At 66.9% G+C, this 15676-nt stretch carries 17 protein-coding genes; 11 read left to right on the top strand and 6 right to left on the bottom strand.

The features are described 5' to 3' along the window. Nucleotides 1-32 precede the first annotated feature (32 nt). The 3 genes from I6J77_RS09715 to I6J77_RS09705 form a co-directional block, all read right to left on the bottom strand. Nucleotides 33-623, bottom strand: coding sequence for a DsrE family protein (locus tag I6J77_RS09715; protein WP_204108819.1), 591 nt, complete (start codon nucleotides 621-623; stop codon nucleotides 33-35). 123 nt (nucleotides 624-746) lie between these two features. Further along, entirely contained in the window at nucleotides 747-1646 is a 900-nt protein-coding gene (locus tag I6J77_RS09710) for a sensor domain-containing diguanylate cyclase (RefSeq protein ID WP_204108818.1), read from the bottom strand. 199 nt (nucleotides 1647-1845) lie between these two features. Then, a complete protein-coding gene (locus tag I6J77_RS09705; RefSeq protein ID WP_056764695.1) occupies nucleotides 1846-2202 on the bottom strand; it encodes a DUF1428 domain-containing protein in 357 nt (118 codons plus the stop codon). A gap of 138 nt (nucleotides 2203-2340) precedes the next feature. Here I6J77_RS09705 and I6J77_RS09700 point away from each other — a divergent pair, with 138 nt between their 5' ends. After that, complete coding sequence (locus I6J77_RS09700) at nucleotides 2341-2559, top strand: hypothetical protein (protein ID WP_056718349.1); 219 nt, start codon at nucleotides 2341-2343, stop codon at nucleotides 2557-2559. A gap of 18 nt (nucleotides 2560-2577) precedes the next feature. Here I6J77_RS09700 and I6J77_RS09695 read toward each other — a convergent pair whose 3' ends face one another. Further along, the gene (locus I6J77_RS09695; RefSeq protein ID WP_056764697.1) at nucleotides 2578-3021 is read right to left on the bottom strand and encodes an SRPBCC family protein; all 444 of its coding nucleotides are present in this window, start codon (nucleotides 3019-3021) and stop codon (nucleotides 2578-2580) included. Nucleotides 3022-3316: 295 nt separating this feature from the next. On the opposite strand from I6J77_RS09695, the gene I6J77_RS09690 reads away from it, so the two are divergent. The 3 genes from I6J77_RS09690 to I6J77_RS09680 all read left to right on the top strand — a co-directional run bounded on the left by I6J77_RS09690 (nucleotide 3317) and on the right by I6J77_RS09680 (nucleotide 5959). Then, nucleotides 3317-4780 carry a dihydrolipoyl dehydrogenase gene (locus I6J77_RS09690; protein ID WP_204108817.1) on the top strand — a complete coding sequence of 488 codons (1464 nt, stop codon included), beginning with the start codon at nucleotides 3317-3319 and terminating at the stop codon, nucleotides 4778-4780. A 92-nt stretch (nucleotides 4781-4872) separates the two neighbouring features. Next, nucleotides 4873-5448 (top strand): TMEM175 family protein, encoded by a 576-nt coding sequence (locus tag I6J77_RS09685; RefSeq protein ID WP_056718352.1) that lies wholly within the window; start codon nucleotides 4873-4875, stop codon nucleotides 5446-5448. 40 nt (nucleotides 5449-5488) lie between these two features. Then, nucleotides 5489-5959, top strand: a complete 471-nt coding sequence (locus tag I6J77_RS09680) for an SgcJ/EcaC family oxidoreductase (RefSeq protein ID WP_239308901.1) — start codon at nucleotides 5489-5491, stop codon at nucleotides 5957-5959. Nucleotides 5960-5961: 2 nt separating this feature from the next. Here I6J77_RS09680 and I6J77_RS09675 read toward each other — a convergent pair whose 3' ends face one another. Continuing rightward, complete coding sequence (locus tag I6J77_RS09675) at nucleotides 5962-6768, bottom strand: NAD-dependent protein deacetylase (RefSeq protein ID WP_204108816.1); 807 nt, start codon at nucleotides 6766-6768, stop codon at nucleotides 5962-5964. A gap of 146 nt (nucleotides 6769-6914) precedes the next feature. Here I6J77_RS09675 and I6J77_RS09670 point away from each other — a divergent pair, with 146 nt between their 5' ends. From I6J77_RS09670 to bla, 4 genes are all read left to right on the top strand, one after another. Further along, nucleotides 6915-7091 carry a hypothetical protein gene (locus I6J77_RS09670; protein WP_157598883.1) on the top strand — a complete coding sequence of 59 codons (177 nt, stop codon included), beginning with the start codon at nucleotides 6915-6917 and terminating at the stop codon, nucleotides 7089-7091. Nucleotides 7092-7158: 67 nt separating this feature from the next. Next, the gene (locus I6J77_RS09665; protein WP_239308899.1) at nucleotides 7159-8292 is read left to right on the top strand and encodes a DUF1615 domain-containing protein; all 1134 of its coding nucleotides are present in this window, start codon (nucleotides 7159-7161) and stop codon (nucleotides 8290-8292) included. Nucleotides 8293-8387: 95 nt separating this feature from the next. Continuing rightward, nucleotides 8388-9092: a glutathione S-transferase N-terminal domain-containing protein gene (locus I6J77_RS09660; RefSeq protein ID WP_056764704.1), complete on the top strand. Its 705-nt coding sequence runs from the start codon at nucleotides 8388-8390 to the stop codon at nucleotides 9090-9092. A 101-nt stretch (nucleotides 9093-9193) separates the two neighbouring features. Beyond that, entirely contained in the window at nucleotides 9194-10078 is an 885-nt protein-coding gene (gene bla / locus I6J77_RS09655; RefSeq protein ID WP_204108815.1) for a class A beta-lactamase, read from the top strand. Between the two features lie 44 nt (nucleotides 10079-10122). Here the strand turns inward: bla and I6J77_RS09650 are convergent, their stop codons facing one another. Continuing rightward, nucleotides 10123-12351, bottom strand: a complete 2229-nt coding sequence (locus I6J77_RS09650; RefSeq protein WP_204108814.1) for a penicillin acylase family protein — start codon at nucleotides 12349-12351, stop codon at nucleotides 10123-10125. Nucleotides 12352-12667: 316 nt separating this feature from the next. On the opposite strand from I6J77_RS09650, the gene I6J77_RS09645 reads away from it, so the two are divergent. From I6J77_RS09645 to I6J77_RS09635, 3 genes are all read left to right on the top strand, one after another. Continuing rightward, nucleotides 12668-13246, top strand: coding sequence for an OmpA family protein (locus tag I6J77_RS09645; protein ID WP_204108813.1), 579 nt, complete (start codon nucleotides 12668-12670; stop codon nucleotides 13244-13246). 325 nt (nucleotides 13247-13571) lie between these two features. Next, complete coding sequence (locus I6J77_RS09640; RefSeq protein ID WP_204108812.1) at nucleotides 13572-14336, top strand: hypothetical protein; 765 nt, start codon at nucleotides 13572-13574, stop codon at nucleotides 14334-14336. Nucleotides 14337-14823: 487 nt separating this feature from the next. Then, nucleotides 14824-15600, top strand: a complete 777-nt coding sequence (locus I6J77_RS09635; RefSeq protein WP_204108811.1) for a TenA family transcriptional regulator — start codon at nucleotides 14824-14826, stop codon at nucleotides 15598-15600. Nucleotides 15601-15676: the final 76 nt, after the last annotated feature.

Genomic DNA, 15676 nt, shown 5'->3' with positions numbered 1-15676 from the left:
TGCCGCGCTCGCCATGTCCCTGCCGACGCTGCCTACAACTGCATGTAGTGGTAGCCCTGTTGCTGATACACGACGGGCGCGGTGAGCGCCGACAGCGTGACGGTGACGGCCGGATCGAGCTCGTTGTCCTGGACGCCGTGTTCGGCCAGGGCCTGGCTGCAGACGAGCAGCTTGACGCCGGCCTTCTTCAGCGCATGGAGGATTTCCAGGTTCGGATTGCCCTTCTTCAGGTATTTGCGCGAGGCGGCATCGGTCAGGCCCGCGGCGCCCGCGCGTTGATCGAGCACCGCCACGATGTGCATGCGTTCCGGCGGCACCCCGGAGTGGGCCAGCAGGTTCACCAGGCGCGCCAGGCGCTCCAGCGATGGATACGGTTTGCTCTTGTCGGTTCCGGTGGAAATCACGTCGACAAGAATCTTGTAGTCGGCCTTGGGGTCCGGCTGGGCATCGGCATCCGGGCGCGGATGCACGCCACCGAATTTCGGGACCAGCGGATACACCCAGGTCGTGGTGGCCGAGGCCTTGGCGGCAGCCGCGGCTGGGTCCGCAGCCTGCGCCGGCAGCGACATCGCCACCAGCGCCATGCAGGAAAGTACCCGGGCGAGCGAAAGCTGAATCTTCATGATTTTCCCCTTGCCGCGGGCTGCGGCCGGCGCATCATGCTAATCCCCTCGCGGCTCGCCCGGTAATCCGCTCAGCCCGACGTCGACGCACGGTCCGCTGCACGACTGCGGTGGTCGCGATGATCAGTCGTCGTCCGCGCGGCTTTCCTGGTTCTCGCCGAGGCCGCTTTCGCGTGACGACTGCTGGTGCTTGACGGCGTACATCGCACGGTCGGCCTGGGCCAGCAGGGCTTTCGCGTTGGCTCCATCGTCGGGAAAGCAGGCGATGCCGATGCTGGCGTCCAGCCGGAACAGCCCGTCGGGCAGGCTGAAGGGAATGGTGAGGCGGGCGCGCAAGGTTTCGGCTACCGCCCGGGCGGTCCGTGCGTCGCGGCAGCCGGGCAGCACGGCGACAAACTCGTCGCCACCGACCCGGGCCACCAGGTCGCCTTGCCGAACGCCCTGTTGCAGGCGCGCGGCCACCTCGCGCAGCAGATGATCGCCGGCATCATGGCCGCCGCGATCGTTGACGTCCTTGAACCCGTCGAGATCCAGGTACAGCACCGCCACGCCGTGACCGGTCTGCCTGGCGTGATCGATGGCGGACTGCAATTCGATGCGCAGGCGGTCGCGGTTGGCCAGTCCGGTCAGCGAGTCGTGGTTGGCGCGGTGCTCCAGTTCGCGCTCAAGGCGGCGCAGTTCGGTTACCTCGCGGCCGACGCCGATGCGCACGCCATGCTGCGGCAGCCAGCGCGCCGACCACTGGATGTCGACGCTGTGGCCGTCCTTGTGCACGTAGCGGTTGCGGAAATGCAGTTGCAGCTGGCCCGCCATGACCTGCTCGGCCTGCGCCGCGGTGGCGGCGCGATCGTCGGGGTGAACCAGCTCGAAGATGCGCCGGCCCAGCACTTCCTCGGGGGCGTAGCCGAAGATGCGCTTGAAGCTCGCGTTGACGAACAACAGATGTCCCTCGGTGTCGACCACGCATACGGCATCGGGCATCAGGTCGAGCACGTCGGCGAGTGGAGGAAGCGTCGGGATCATCTGCCTGCGGTGGTCGTCGGGTCCGGTGGTGTGCGCAGAAAGGCGTCATCACCATCGTGCGTCCCGTCGCAAGCTATCAGAATCACCGTGCCTGTGGGTGAAGGCAGGGCGCAGGCGCCACGCGCATGGGGTCGGGAGCCACCGGCGGCGCGATGGCTCCCGAGATCATCCGGCAAACGCGGATGGTTCCCGCCGGCAGTCAGCCCGGCAGGCTGACCACCGGCACGAAGCCGCCGAAGATCATGCGCTTGCCATCGAAGGGGCAGGCGCTGGCCGCTTCCATGCGTGGGTCCTGCATGAACTTTTCCATGCCGGCATCATGGGTGGCCTTGTCGGGCCATTCGACCCACGAAAACACCACCGCTTCATCGGCCTGTGCCTGCACGGCGCGGCGGAAATCGGTGAGCTTGCCATCGGGCACGTCCTCGCCCCAGCACTCCATCACCCGGGTGGCGCCGAATTCCAGAAAGATGCTGTCGAACGTGCGGGCGTGCTCGATGAACTGCGCGCGGTTGGCGTGGGGAACGGCGATCACGAAACCATCGATCCAGGACATGGTTGTCTCCTTGCGGGAATGGGGGCCGACAAGGCCACCTTCACTTCAGCGACGAACCGGTGCCCGGGATATCGACACGTGCGCGGCTTCCGTTGCAGCGTCGATATACTGGCCCGACCTTTGCCGGGAACAGGCTTCATGCGCAGTTTCGACGATACCAACGGCAATCCATGGCAAGCCGCGGTGCTGGATGCGTCCTACGGCAACATGCTGCTGGTGTTCTCCCACGCCGGCGACCTGACGGTTCGCAAGACCGTCATGGCCGCGGAAAACCTTCGCCTGGCGGAGCAGCAGCTGCTGGACATGGACGAGGCGCAATTGCGCGATCTGCTGGCCGAATCGGTGCCGTGGGACTAGCACGGCAGGTGTCGGCAATCAGTCCGGAATGTCCACCTCCACCAGCCGGCCGAGCTGTGCCAGCGATTCCTGCCAGCCGACGTAGCACTGCTCCAGCGGAATCACTTCGGGCAGGCCTTCCTGCACCACGTGCAGTTCGGTGCCGCAGGACACGGTCTTCAAGGTGATGGTCACCGTGATTTCACCGGGCAGGTTGGGATCGTCGAACTGGTCGGTGTAGCGGATGCGCTCGAACGGAGTGAGCTCGACATAGGTGCCGCCGAAGACGTGGCTGTGGCCGGTCGAGAAGTTGGTGAAGGACATCTTGTAACTGCCGCCGACGCGGGCATCCAGATGATGCACCCTGGCGGTGAAGCCGTTCGGCGGCAACCATTTGACCTGGGCCTCGGCATCGAGGAAGGCGCGATAGACGCGCTCGGCCGGCGCGCGCAGTACCCGATGCAGGCGGACAGTGTTGGACATGGCGGTTTTCCTGGCTGGAGGAGTAGCCCTCATGGCAGCAACGAACGGGCGGGGCGGAAATCGACAGCCGGTGTGTCCGATGGGTTCATCGCCCCGTCGATTCGATATCGCGTTGTCTGCGAGCCAGGTCCCGGCCGTTTTGCAGTAGCCTGAAGCGCGGTCACCGACACCCGCGATGACCGGCACATTCCCGCGCAGTGATGAAAGGTGGTTCCATGATCGACACTTCGATGGCAACTCATCCGCATGGCCGGCCGTGGCCGGAACCTGCAGGCGCACGACGGGCGGTGACGGCATGAGCACGCGCGAGGTCGACATCGCCATCATCGGGTCCGGCACCGCGGGCATGTCCGCCTATCGCCAGGCACGCAAGCGCACCGACCGCATCGCCCTGATCGAAGGCGGCCCGTTCGGCACCACCTGCGCCCGGGTCGGCTGCATGCCCTCGAAGCTGCTGATCGCCGCGGCCGAGGCGCGGCACCGGCTGGCAGTGTTGCCCGCGTTCGGTATCGCCAGCGACGCGGGCAGGGTCGATGGCCGCGCGGTGATGAAGCGGGTGCGTGACGAACGCGACCGCTTCGTGGGCTTCGTGCTCGATGCGGTGGCGGGCTTCGACCCTGCCCACGTGCTGCGCGCGCACGCCGAATTCGAGGACCCGCATACGCTGAAGCTGTCGCCAGCGATGGACGGCAGCGTGCCCCCGGTCGAGCGGGTCCGTGCCGGGCGCATCATCATCGCCACCGGTTCGCGGCCGGCAATTCCCGCGGTGCTGCGGGCGGCAGGCGACCGACTGATCATCAGCGACGACGTGTTCGACTGGCAGGACCTGCCCGGCTCGGTGGCCGTGTTTGGTGCCGGCGTGATCGGCCTGGAGCTGGGCCAGGCCCTGCATCGGCTGGGGGTCCGCGTGCACCTGTTCGGTCGTGACGGACGGATTGGCGCGATCAGCGATCCGGTGGTGCGCGCCGAGGCCAGGCGGCTGATCGCGGCGGAACTGCCGCTCAGCCTGGATGCCGCTGACGTGCGCGTCGAGCGGGACGGCGAGGCGGTGGTCGTGCACTTCACCGACCCGGGCAGCGCGGCGACCAGCGAGCGCTTCGATTACCTGCTGGCCGCCACCGGGCGCACGCCCAATGTCGAGATGCTGGCGCTCGAGCACTCCGGGCTCGAGCTCGATGCCAGGGGTTTGCCGGTGTTCGATCCGCAGACCACCCGGGCCGGCGACAGCCATGTCTTCATCGCCGGTGATGCCGACGCCGATCGGGTGTTGCTGCACGAAGCGGCTGACGAGGGCCACCTGGCCGGCGAGCAGGCCGCGCGGTATCCGGCGGTCTACCGGCACACCCGGCGCACCCCGCTGGGCGTGGTGTTTTCCGATCCGCAGATCGCCTACGCCGGGCGACGGCATGCGCAACTGCTTGCCGACGGCGTCGATTTCGCGGTGGGCGAGGTGTCCTTCGAGGACCAGGGGCGTTCGCGGGTGATGCTGGTCAACCACGGCCTGCTGCGCGTGTATGGCGAGCAGGGCAGCGGCCTGCTGCTGGGCGCCGAGATGATCGGCCCGCAGAACGAGCACATCGCCCACCTGCTGGCCTGGGCGATCCAGGCGCGCATGACGGTGGCCGGCGTGCTGCAGATGCCGTTCTACCATCCCACGATCGAGGAGGGCCTGCGCACCGCGTTGCGCGAGCTGCTCACCGCGCTGGGCATGGGCGCCGCGCCGCCGCTGCACTGCATCGACTGCGGACCGGGCGCCTAGGCCACGGAACCGGCGCGTGCCGGATGTATCCGGACGCTGGCTGAGGCACACTGCGCGTCGGCCGGCGATGGGGCCTGATCGGGAGACAACAGGTGGGCAAGGGCAGGCTGGAAGCATTCAGTGACGGCGTCATCGCCATCATCATCACCATCATGGTGCTGGAGCTGAAGGTGCCGCATGAAACCACGCTGGCGGCGCTTGGTCCGCTGGCGCCGGTGTTGCTCAGCTACGTGCTGAGCTTCGTCTACGTCGGCATCTACTGGAACAACCATCATCACATGCTGGCGATCACCCATCGGGTATCGGGCACGGTGCTGTGGGCGAACCTGCACCTGCTGTTCTGGCTGTCGCTGTTCCCGTTCACCACGGCATGGATGGGCGAAAACCACCTGGCCCAGGCGCCGACCGCCGTTTACGGCTTCGTCCTGCTGATGGCCGCGGTGGCCTACTGGATACTGGAGCAGGTGCTGATCGCGGTGGCGGGTCCGGACTCGGCGTTGCGCGGGGCCATCGGCTACGACTGGAAGGGCAAGATCTCGCCGCTGCTCTATCTTGGCGGCATCGCGCTGACGTTCTGGCGGCCCTGGGCGGCGCAGCTCTTCTACGCCCTGGCGGCGCTGCTCTGGCTGGTGCCGGATCGGCGCATCGAGAAGCTGGCTGCCCATTGAGCCCGCACACCTTTCAGCCGTCCATCGGGGAGGCGTCATCGTGAACGCAGGAAGGCTTCTGATCGCGCTGCCGATGGTGGTGGCGCTGTGCATCGCCAGCCCGCTTCGTGCAGCCACCCCCGACGCGGACGCCGCCGCCATCCGGCAGGTGCTGAACCGGCAGCAGGCGGCCTGGAACCACGGCGACGTCGACGGGTTCATGCACGGCTACAAGGACGCCCCCGACACGACCTTCGTGGGCAGCAGCGTGCGCAAGGGCTACCGCGCGATCCTGGAGAGCTACCGCAAGCATTACGCCGGCAAGGCCCAGATGGGCAAGCTCGCCTTCTCCGATCTCGACCTGCGCCTGTTGCCCGGGCGCGATGGCGAGGTGCGTTATGCCGTGGTCACCGGCCGCTTCCACCTCGATCGCGCTGCCCACGGCGAGGTTGCCCAGGACGATGGCGTGTTCTCGCTGCTGTGGGAAAAGACCGCGGACGGCTGGAAGATCATTCTCGACCACACCAGCTGATGTCAGGGCTGATGCAGGAAGGCCAGTGAGGTGTCGCAGGGCGCGTCGACCTTCAGGCTCAGCAGCGCATCGGCGCGCGTGCGGCCGAGCGTGACGGCGGCGATCGGCTTGCCGGCGCGCGCGGCGGCATCGACGAAGCGGTAGCCCGAATAGACCATCAGCGACGATCCCACCACCAGCACGGCGTCCGCCGCCTGCCAGGCGCGCGCGGCGGCCTCCACCCGTTCGCGGGGTACTGCCTCACCGAAGAACACCACGTCGGGTTTCAGGATGCCGCCGCAATGCGGGCAGGGCGGAACCTCGAACTGCGCGAAGTCATGGCCTTCCAGGTCGGCGTCGCCGTCCGGCGCATCGCCGGCATCCAGTGACAGCCATGCCGGGTTGCACTCCCCCAGCATCTGCTGGAACGCGTGGCGGCCCAGCCGTGCCTCGCAACCCATGCAGCGCACTTCGTCGAGGCGTCCGTGCAGGTCCAGCACGCGCTCGCTGCCGGCGTGCTGGTGCAGGCGATCCACGTTCTGCGTCACCAGCAGCTCGACCTGGCCGCGCCGCTCCAGCGAAACCAGCGCACGGTGGGTGGCGTTCGGCAGCGCACGGCCGAAACGCCGCCAGCCGACCAGGCTGCGCGCCCAGTAGCGCTGGCGCGTGGCCGGCTCATGCATGAAGGCGGCGTAGTTCACCGGCGGCGGGCGTTTCCACTGGCCGTCGCGGTCGCGATAGTCGGGGATGCCCGAATCCGTGCTGCAGCCGGCGCCGGTCAGCACGAACAGGCGCGGATGGTCGTCGATGAATTGCTGAAGCGGAGTCATGGCGCAGATATGGGTGCTGGCGGTACGGAAAAACAGGCGGCCTGCAGGGCGGGCTTGCCGTCCCGGGAAGCGCCGACGATGATGGCGATGGACTGTAGCGCGTCCGCCTTGCGGCGGGCAGGGTCACGGACACGGGGAGCAGGCACATGGATCACGCTGGAACGGATGAAGTCACCGCCGCCCGGGCGGCGAAGCTTGACGATGACGCGTACAAGATGTGGCACGAAAAGCCCGCGGGGAAATTTGTGCTGGGCTTTTCCGTGTTCGTGCTGGCCGAAGTGCTGGTCTACGGAACCCTGCACTGGATCTTTCCGCTGATCTGAACCGGAAGCCAGTGAGCGACGCCAGGACGGTGGTCGACGCGAGGCATCGGCGCGTTAGCATGGCCGGATGAAGCTCATCGCGATCGACTCCGCGTTCTCCTCGCCGTGGCGAGTGCCGGCCTGGCTGTTGGCGTTGCTGCTGGTCGGCTGCGCTTCGCAGCCCGTGCAGAACGCGCGCAGCCCGGCACAGGTGCGCAGCGACCTGCTGCGGCTGATCCCCGCCAGTGTCGACGATCGCGCCGGCTGGGCCACCGACATCCAGGTGGCGTTTTCCGCCCGGCAGCTCGCGCCGAGCGCGACCAACCTGTGCGCGGTACTGGCGGTGACCGAACAGGAGTCGGGGTTCAAGGTGGACCCGGTGGTGCCCGGACTGGGCCGGATCGCGCGCCAGGAAATCGACCGTCGCGCCGCGGCGAAGCACATCCCCGGGTTCCTGGTGGATGCGGCGCTGTGGCTGAAGTCGCCCGATGGCCGGCGTTACAGCGAGCGGCTGTCGGCGGCGCGCACCGAGAAGCAGTTGAGCGGGATCTTCCAGGACTTCATCAGCATGGTGCCGCTCGGCAGGCGGCTGTTCGGCGAGCTCAATCCCGTGCATACGGCCGGCCCGATGCAGGTGAGCATCGCGTTCGCCGAGGCGCATGCCCGGGACTATCCGTATCCGATCAAAGGCTCGATCCGCGACGAGGTGTTCAGCCGGCGCGGCGGCCTGTATTTCGGCATCGCGCACCTGCTGGGATATCCGGCGGATTATCCCGCGCCGCTCTACCGCTTCGCCGATTTCAACGCCGGCTGGTACGCCAGCCGCAACGCCGCGTTCCAGCATGCAGTGAGCGTCGCCTCGGGCATCCCGCTGGCGCTGGACGGCGACCTGCTGTCGCCGGATGCCGGTTTCGGCGATCGCCCGGGAGCGACGGAACTGGCGGTGCGGACCCTGTCTTCGCGGCTGGACATGAGCGACTCGGCGATCCATCGGGCTCTGGCGCACGGCGAGCGTCAGGACTTCGTGGACAGCAAACTTTACGCCCGCGTGTATGCGCTGGCCGAGGGCATCGAACACCAGCCGCTGCCGCGCGCGCAGCTGCCGGGCATCACCTTGAAGAGCCCGAAGATCACCCGCAAGCTCACCACCGCCTGGTTCGCCAAACGCGTCGACGAGCGCTGGCAGCGCTGCATGCGGCGCGCCGGGAAGTCACCCGGATAACGCGGGGCAGTGTCGGGCGCAGCCTTTGCGCGGCTTGAAGCGTTCGCCTGACGTACCCACGTTCAAGCGTTCCCCCCAGCATGCAGGAGTGTCACGTGAGCAAGCTTGTCGACTTTCCGATCACGGCGCGGTGGCCGGCCGCCCATCCCGAGCGCATCCAGCTGTACTCGCTCAACACGCCGAACGGGGTGAAGGCGTCGATCATGCTGGAGGAAACCGGGCTGCCGTACGAGCCGCACCTGGTCGACATCATGAACAACGAGAGCCACACGGCGGAATTCCTCGCGCTGAACCCGAACGGCAAGATTCCCGCGATCATCGACCCGGACGGCCCCGGCGGCGAACCGCTGGCGCTGTTCGAATCGGGCGCGATCCTGCTGTACCTGGCGGACAAGACCGGCCAGTTCATCCCGGCCGATGCGGCGCGGCGCTGGGAAACGATCCAGTGGGTGTTCTTCCAGATGGCGTCGATCGGCCCGATGTTCGGCCAGGTCGGCTTCTTCAACAAGTTCGCCGGCAAGAGCTACGAGGACAAGCGTCCGTTGCAGCGCTACGTCGACGAATCGAAGCGCTTGCTCGGCGTGCTCGACGCGCAGCTGGATGGTCGCGACTGGATCATGGGCAACGACTACACCATCGCCGACATCGCCACGCTGGGCTGGGTGAACAACCTGGTGACCTTCTACGAGGCGCGCGAACTGGTGGCGTTCGACAGCTTCGGGAATGTCTCGGCCTGGCTCGAACGCGGCCTGGCGCGGCCGGCCGTGCAGCGCGGCCTGAAGATTCCGGCGCGGGCCTGAGACCTGTCAGGATTTCGCCTCCCCGAAGGCCGCCGGGTGCCTGCCTGGCTGACTAGCCTCTGGCGTACCGGACCGCTGGCGTCCCATCACGAGGAGATCCGATGAATCGTCGAAACCTGTTGCAGGGCATCCTGCTGGGTGCGGCGGCGCTGCCGCTGCATCGCGTGGCATTCGCGATGCCGGCGGCGTCACCTGCGGTGGATGCCATCGCGGCACGCCTGGCGGCGCTGGAGCGAAAACACGGCGGGCGACTGGGCGTGGCGATGCTGGATACCGGCAGCGGGCACCACGCCGGGCGCCGCATCGACGAGCGCTTCCTGATGTGCAGCACCTTCAAGCTGCTGGCAGTGGCTGCGGTGCTGGCGCGGGTGGATCAGGGGCGCGAGCAGCTGGATCGACGCATCATTTTCGGCAAGGACGTGCTGCTGGCATGGGCGCCGGAAACGTCGCGCCACGTGGGCGCGCCGGGCATGACGGTCGGCGAGCTCTGCCAGGCCGCGATCACGGTGAGCGACAACACCGCCGCCAACCTGCTGCTGGCAAGCCTCGGCGGTCCTGCGGCGGTGACCGCGTTCGCGCGCACGCTGGGTGATCCGCTGACCCGGCTCGATCGCACCGAGCCCGAGCTCAACGTCGGCGGTCCGGGCGAGCTGCGCGACACCACGACGCCGCAGGCGATGCTGGGCGACCTGCGCGCCCTGCTGCTCGGTGATGCGCTTTCTGCCGCGTCACGCGCACGCCTGACCGGCTGGCTGCGCGCGTGCACCACGGGTTTGCACAAGTTGCGCGGCGGCCTGCCATCGGGCTGGCAGGCGGGCGACAAGACCGGCAGCGGCACGCAGGGCGAGAGCAATGACGTGGCGATCCTGTGGCCACCGCAGCGCGCGCCCGTGCTGGTCACCGCCTATTACGCACCCACATCGCCGGATGCCGACGTGGGCGCCCGCGTGCTGGCCGAGGTGGGTCGCATCGCGGCCAGCCTGTAAAAAAAGCCATTCGGGCTGCCGTGAAGGCGGCCCGTCGCGCTCCGTCATTCCCCTGGGTGATAGACCCGCTCGGTGTGCCCCTGCAACTGCTCGGGCCAGAAGTACACGGTGCGCAGGTTGCCGGTGGTGTAGCGCTCGGCCTCGTCGTTGAAGTGCTTCGAGGCGGGATGGCCGCTTTCGCCGCCGGCCGTGATCGCACGGGCGCTGACCTTGGGGCCGAACTCGACCACCGCTACGAAGCTGTTGCCGCTGGTGCCGTAGTAACGCTTGGTGCCGGGCCAGCGATGCGCGCCGAACGAGGCCAGCGAACCCCAGCGCGAGGAGACGAACGGCACCGGGATGCTCGGCTTGCCGTCGTCGAAACTCTGCACGATGGCGCCGTCGTTGCGCTGGAAGCGGTTGATCTCGCCCCACGGCACGCCCCAACTGCCGAAGTCGTGTTCCAGCCGGTCGGAGGCGGCGACCAGCGCGTCGAGGCGCGCCTTCGGGCCCGCGTCGCCGGCCATGAAGTCATACACTGACTGGTCTTCCGACTCGGCCTGGGCATGCACGCGATCCCACAGCGTGTCACCCCAGAACACTGCCAGCGAAGTCGGCATCGAGGCGATGCCCCAGCGATAGTCCCAGCCCCGAAGCAGGGCGATCTGGCCGGCCAGGCGGGGTTTCAGCGGATCGTTGTCGGGCAGCCTGTCGTAGTCGGACACCAGCACCGGGATCAGTTGCGCGAAGGCGGGCAGATAGGAGTCGAACGCCGCGGTGATCAGCGAGGCCTTGCTGAAGTCGCGTACCCGATCGAGCACGCGGGTGGCGTGGATGCCGCGTGGGTTTTCGCCGAAGGTATCCATGTAGCGCGGGTAATCCTTCTGCTGCGGGCTGAACTTGCCCGCGGCGGAGTAGGGCCAGTTGTTGGTGTTCATGATCCAGCCGTTCCGCGGATCGAGCAGGTGCGGCGCCTCGTCCAGCGTGTGCAGGCCCTGCCAGTCGGTGGCCGGGTCGCTGCCGTCGACCGGCTGGGTGTAGTCGAAGCGGTTGTCGCGCCTGGGGATGAATTGCGGATGCATGTACGCGATCTCGCCCTTGTCGTCGGCGAAGATCGTGTTGTTCGAGGAGTTCGCCTTGAGCTCGGCCACCTTGCGGTAGCTGGCGTAGTCGCTGGCCTTGGTGCGCAGCCAGCTCTGTTCGAGCGCCTCCATCGGCTTGTTCATCAGCGCGATGGCGATCCACTTGCCGTCGGCTGCGCGCACGATCGGGCCGTGATGGGTGAAGCGGGCGGTGAAGCTGCGGCTGGCCAGCGAGCCGTCCTTCGCCCGATAGCGCAGCCTGATCGTGCGCGAGGTGAGCGGACGCAGTTCCTTGCCGTAGCGGTAGAACAGCTGATCGCCCTTGTGCACGATGGTCTCGGCGAATTCGTCGACGACGTCGGCGCCGGTGGAGGTATGCATCCAGCCGATGTGCGGATTGAAACCCTGGTAGATGAAGAACTGCCCCCACGTCACCGCGCCGTAGGCGTCCAGCCCCTCGTCGCTGGACATCTGCAGTTCGGAGCGGAAGAAGAACGAGGTGTGCGGGTTGATCCACAACAGCGCGTGGCCGTCCACGGTGAGCTTGGGCGCGATCGCGAAGCCGTTTGAGCCGGTCGGCTCGACCCAGCTCGACGGCGTCTGCACGCTGGCCAGTTTCGTTTCGGCCTTGCCGTAGAACGCGGCGAGCCGGTCGAGCGAGACACGCTCGATGTCGCCGCCGATGCTGCCTTCGCTGAAGCTCAGCGCCATCCACGGCTCGAACTGACGGATCACCCGCGGATGCACGTCGGGATGGGTGGCCAGGTAGTAGTTGAGGCCAGCCGCCCAGCTGTCCATCAGGGCCTGCAGCCAGGCCGGACTCTTTGCGTATTGGGCCTTGAGTTCGACGGGATCGATGAACAACTGCTGGCGCAGGTCGCTCCAGATCGCCGACTCGCCCTCGGCTTCGGCGAGCCAGCCCAGCGAGTTCAGGTAATTCGTCTCGACCCGGTTGAAGTCGTCTTCGGCTTGGGCGTAGGCCATGCCGAAAACGGCGTCGGCATCAGTCCTGCCGTGCACGTGGGCAATGCCCCAGTCGTCGCGGGTGATCGTGATTGCCTGGGCCTGGCGCTGCCAGTCGGCCAGCTCCGGCGGTGCGCTGCGGGCGGTGGCCAGCAGGGTCGTCAGCATCAGCGTGGCGGCCAGCAGGCCTCGCGGCAACAGGGCGGATGGCGCCGATCGGCGCAGCTTGTTCAAGATGGTTGCATGCATCTGTTTGCGATCCCCCGGGTTCGTTGGCGCCGCCGTACCGCGTGGAGTTGACCACTACCGGGCCGTCTGTGCAAAGCCTGGTTCGACGGAGTCGACGGAGCTCCCGGATGCCGCTGATCGAATCGCATCGCTCGCGGAGCGAACCCGCATCTGCTGGCGATCGGGACTGCAACTGAACTCGGCATTAATTCGCGCGGGCAAAATACGTCGTCGGGTTCGCAGACTGTGCAGCTTCGCTGGGGCAGGATCGGACAGGTTGTGGCGAGGCTTCGTGCATCACCGCCGCAGCATTCCGATATGAAGAGGAGAACTCCCCATGTTGAATCGATCTTCCCGAGGCGCCTGTCTCGCTCTCGCCCTGGTGGCAGTCACATCCCTTGCCGGCTGCAGCGGCTACGTCAAGCGCACCGACTTCGACGCCGCCATCGGCAAGCTGCAAAGCACCGATGCCCAGATGCAGCAGCAACTGGACGCGCTCACTGCCGACATGCAGCAGCGATTCTCCAAATACGATGCCACCCTGACGGAAATGCAGGGACGCCTGCGCGTGGACACGGTGGCCCATTTCGATTTCAACAAGGCCGACTTGAACGAACAGGACAAGGCCATGCTGAAGGACTTCGCCCAGGTGATGCAGGCGCACCACTCCGGTGCGGTGGTGACGGTGGAAGGCTTCACCGATCCGGCCGGTTCGCGGGCCTATAACCAGCGGCTGGGCCAGAAGCGCGCGGACGCCGTGCGTGACTACCTGGTTTCCAGTGAAGGCATGGCCGCCGGCCAGGTTCGCGCGGTCAGTTATGGCGAGGCGAGCAACCGCCAGGTGGAGAAGGGTGCATCGCGCGACGCGGGCACAAGCAACCGCCGCGTGGCCCTGGTGGTCGATTACGCCGGTTGATCAGGGCGGGGCGCGTGAGCCGCGCCCCGTTCCGGCGGCACAGCCTTGCCGCGCAGATGCGCCCGGCCACCGCCGAGGCAGCCTTCACCGTGGGCCGCCCGGTCGATACGGGCAACGGCAACGGGGCGATTGTGGGGTTTGTCCAGACCGTCATGTAGGCGCGTGACCGGCGTCCGCGCAGGACACGGCCCAATTTCGATCCGGCCTTGCGCCCGCCCTGCAAATGGGCGTTCCGGCGCCTCGTGTCGTGGCTATAGTCCACCTGATCGTGGAGACGTTCGTTTCGATGCCTTGTCGCCACGCTCTTCCGGCCGAGGATACGAACATGCCCAACTCCAGCGATTACCGGCAGAACGCGAGTTTCTTTCGCAGCCGCCTGAACACGATTACCGCCCGCACCCGGGTGGGCAAGAGCCGCATCCATATCGATTCGGGCGGCAACCACACCCGACGCCAGCCTTCGCGGTCGATGGAAGAGAAGCTCAGGAATTACGGCGAGCGCCGCTATCACTCGGTGGCGCGCATCCTTGCCTTGTTCGAGATCGTCAGGAAGACCGAGCGGTTGAGTGCCCCGGTGCTGGTCGAAAGCAAGGGCGCGGTGTGGCAGGCCTACGTGGACCGCAGCGGCGGCGTCGACAATGCCTGCCACACCTGTCCATGCCATCTGCAGCTCGATGGCAAGCTGCCGACGATGATCACCGGCAACAGGGGCCTGCGTCGGCATCTGGTGCTGGAGTTTGCCGACTGCGTCTCGTTGCCCCGCAGCGTGAACAACATCGACAGCATCGTCGACGAGATCGCGGGCCGGCAGGCCTTTGTCCGGGCGGCCAGCCTGGTGCTGAACCAGCCGGACACCGGCTGGGCGGAGGGGCTGGATCTGTTCCGCGAGGACATGCGCGAGTTGCTCGGCGACATGGTGGAGACGATCACCCGGCCGCCCGGGCCCGAGTACCGGGCCTCGAGCGAACTGAACCAGGAGCGGCTGGACGTGCTGCTGGCGTATTACGAAGGCATTTTCCTGACCAGCACCGCCTCCATCCGGATGGGCCATTTCATCGGGCAGGTCGAGGCGGAGATGCGCGTGCCCTGAGCGCCCGCGCTTTCCATTCGACTTTTTCGCGTGCCCTGGTGCTTGCCGCTGCCTGACGGCAGGCCGACCGGGATGGCCTGCGCCCGCGGTGCCGGCCCCGTTCATTCCGAAACACGATGCTGCCCGCCATCGGCGGTCTTCTGCATCCTCCTCCTGTCGCCCGGTTCTCGCGATGCCGCGCCTGGGGCGCCGACGCTGCCGTGCGCGCGTCTCACGACCGGTTCAGTCGCATGGCGTGACGGTCGAAAGTACAAGTCCCGCAGGATTGCGGCATCGTAGGCCTCTGGCCTGCCTTCACGAAGGCAGTTTTCCCGCCGTGATCAGCGGCGCAGGAAAGCCGCTGCCGAAGCTGGCAGTGCCTTCGGCGAGTGGCGGATGCAGATTTTCCGGTGGTGCCCAGCGGCATGCCGGGGAAACGGCCGGCGTCGGGATTCCGGGTCGGTCGAATGACAGTGACTCATGAACCGCCCAAACCGAGGAGAACGCAATGCACAACGAATTCAAACTGACCGGCCCGCAGACCGAGCTGACCAGCTACCCCCAGTGGGCCCAGGACATGGTGGCCGATTGCGAAAGCACCAAGCGCAGCGTGATCGAGCACCCGCTGTGGGAATCCATGATCAATGGCAGCCTGGGCAAGGCCGGGACCACCAACTTCATGGTCGGCATCTGGCCGGTCATCGAACGGTTCCCGGCGTACATGGCGCAAAGCCTGCTGAAGACCCAGTTCGGCCGCAGCGCCGGCGACAACCTGGCGCGACGCTGGCTGGTACGCAACATCCGCGTCGAGCAGAACCACGCCGAATACTGGCTCAATTGGGCCGAGGGCGCGGGTATTGCCCGCGAGGAAGTGCTGCACGGGGTGGCCCCGCACGGCACCGAGACGCTGGCCAACTGGTGCGAGGACGTCAGCCGCAGGGATACACTGGCCGCGGGCATCGCCGCCACCAACTATGCGGTGGAAGGAGCCACCGGCGAATGGTCGCAACTGCTCTTCGACAGCAGCCGTTATGTCGAGCGCTTCCCGGAGAAGAGCCGGGCCGGATCGCTGCGCTGGTTGCAGTTGCATGCGGCCTATGACGACACCCATCCGTGGGAGGCGCTGGAGATAGTCTGTACACTGCTGGGAACGGAACCTTCCGCTGATGAAGTGAGCCACGTCGGCGAATGCATCAAGCGCAGCTACACCAGCATGCGGATTCTTGCTGATCGCTGCGTCAAACCGCATCGTGTTCTGGATGTACTGAACGAAGCCGCAGCCTGAGGGAACCAGGTTCCGGGCAGTGTCTAGCCAGAACGTGATGTGTCGATCACGAACCTAGGGACGCCATGCGAAGTTC

This window comes from Rhodanobacter sp. FDAARGOS 1247, assembly GCF_016889805.1.
Taxonomy (GTDB): domain Bacteria; phylum Pseudomonadota; class Gammaproteobacteria; order Xanthomonadales; family Rhodanobacteraceae; genus Rhodanobacter.
Note: the sequence above shows the minus strand (reverse complement) of the source record. Positions and strands in the feature narration are given on the sequence as shown.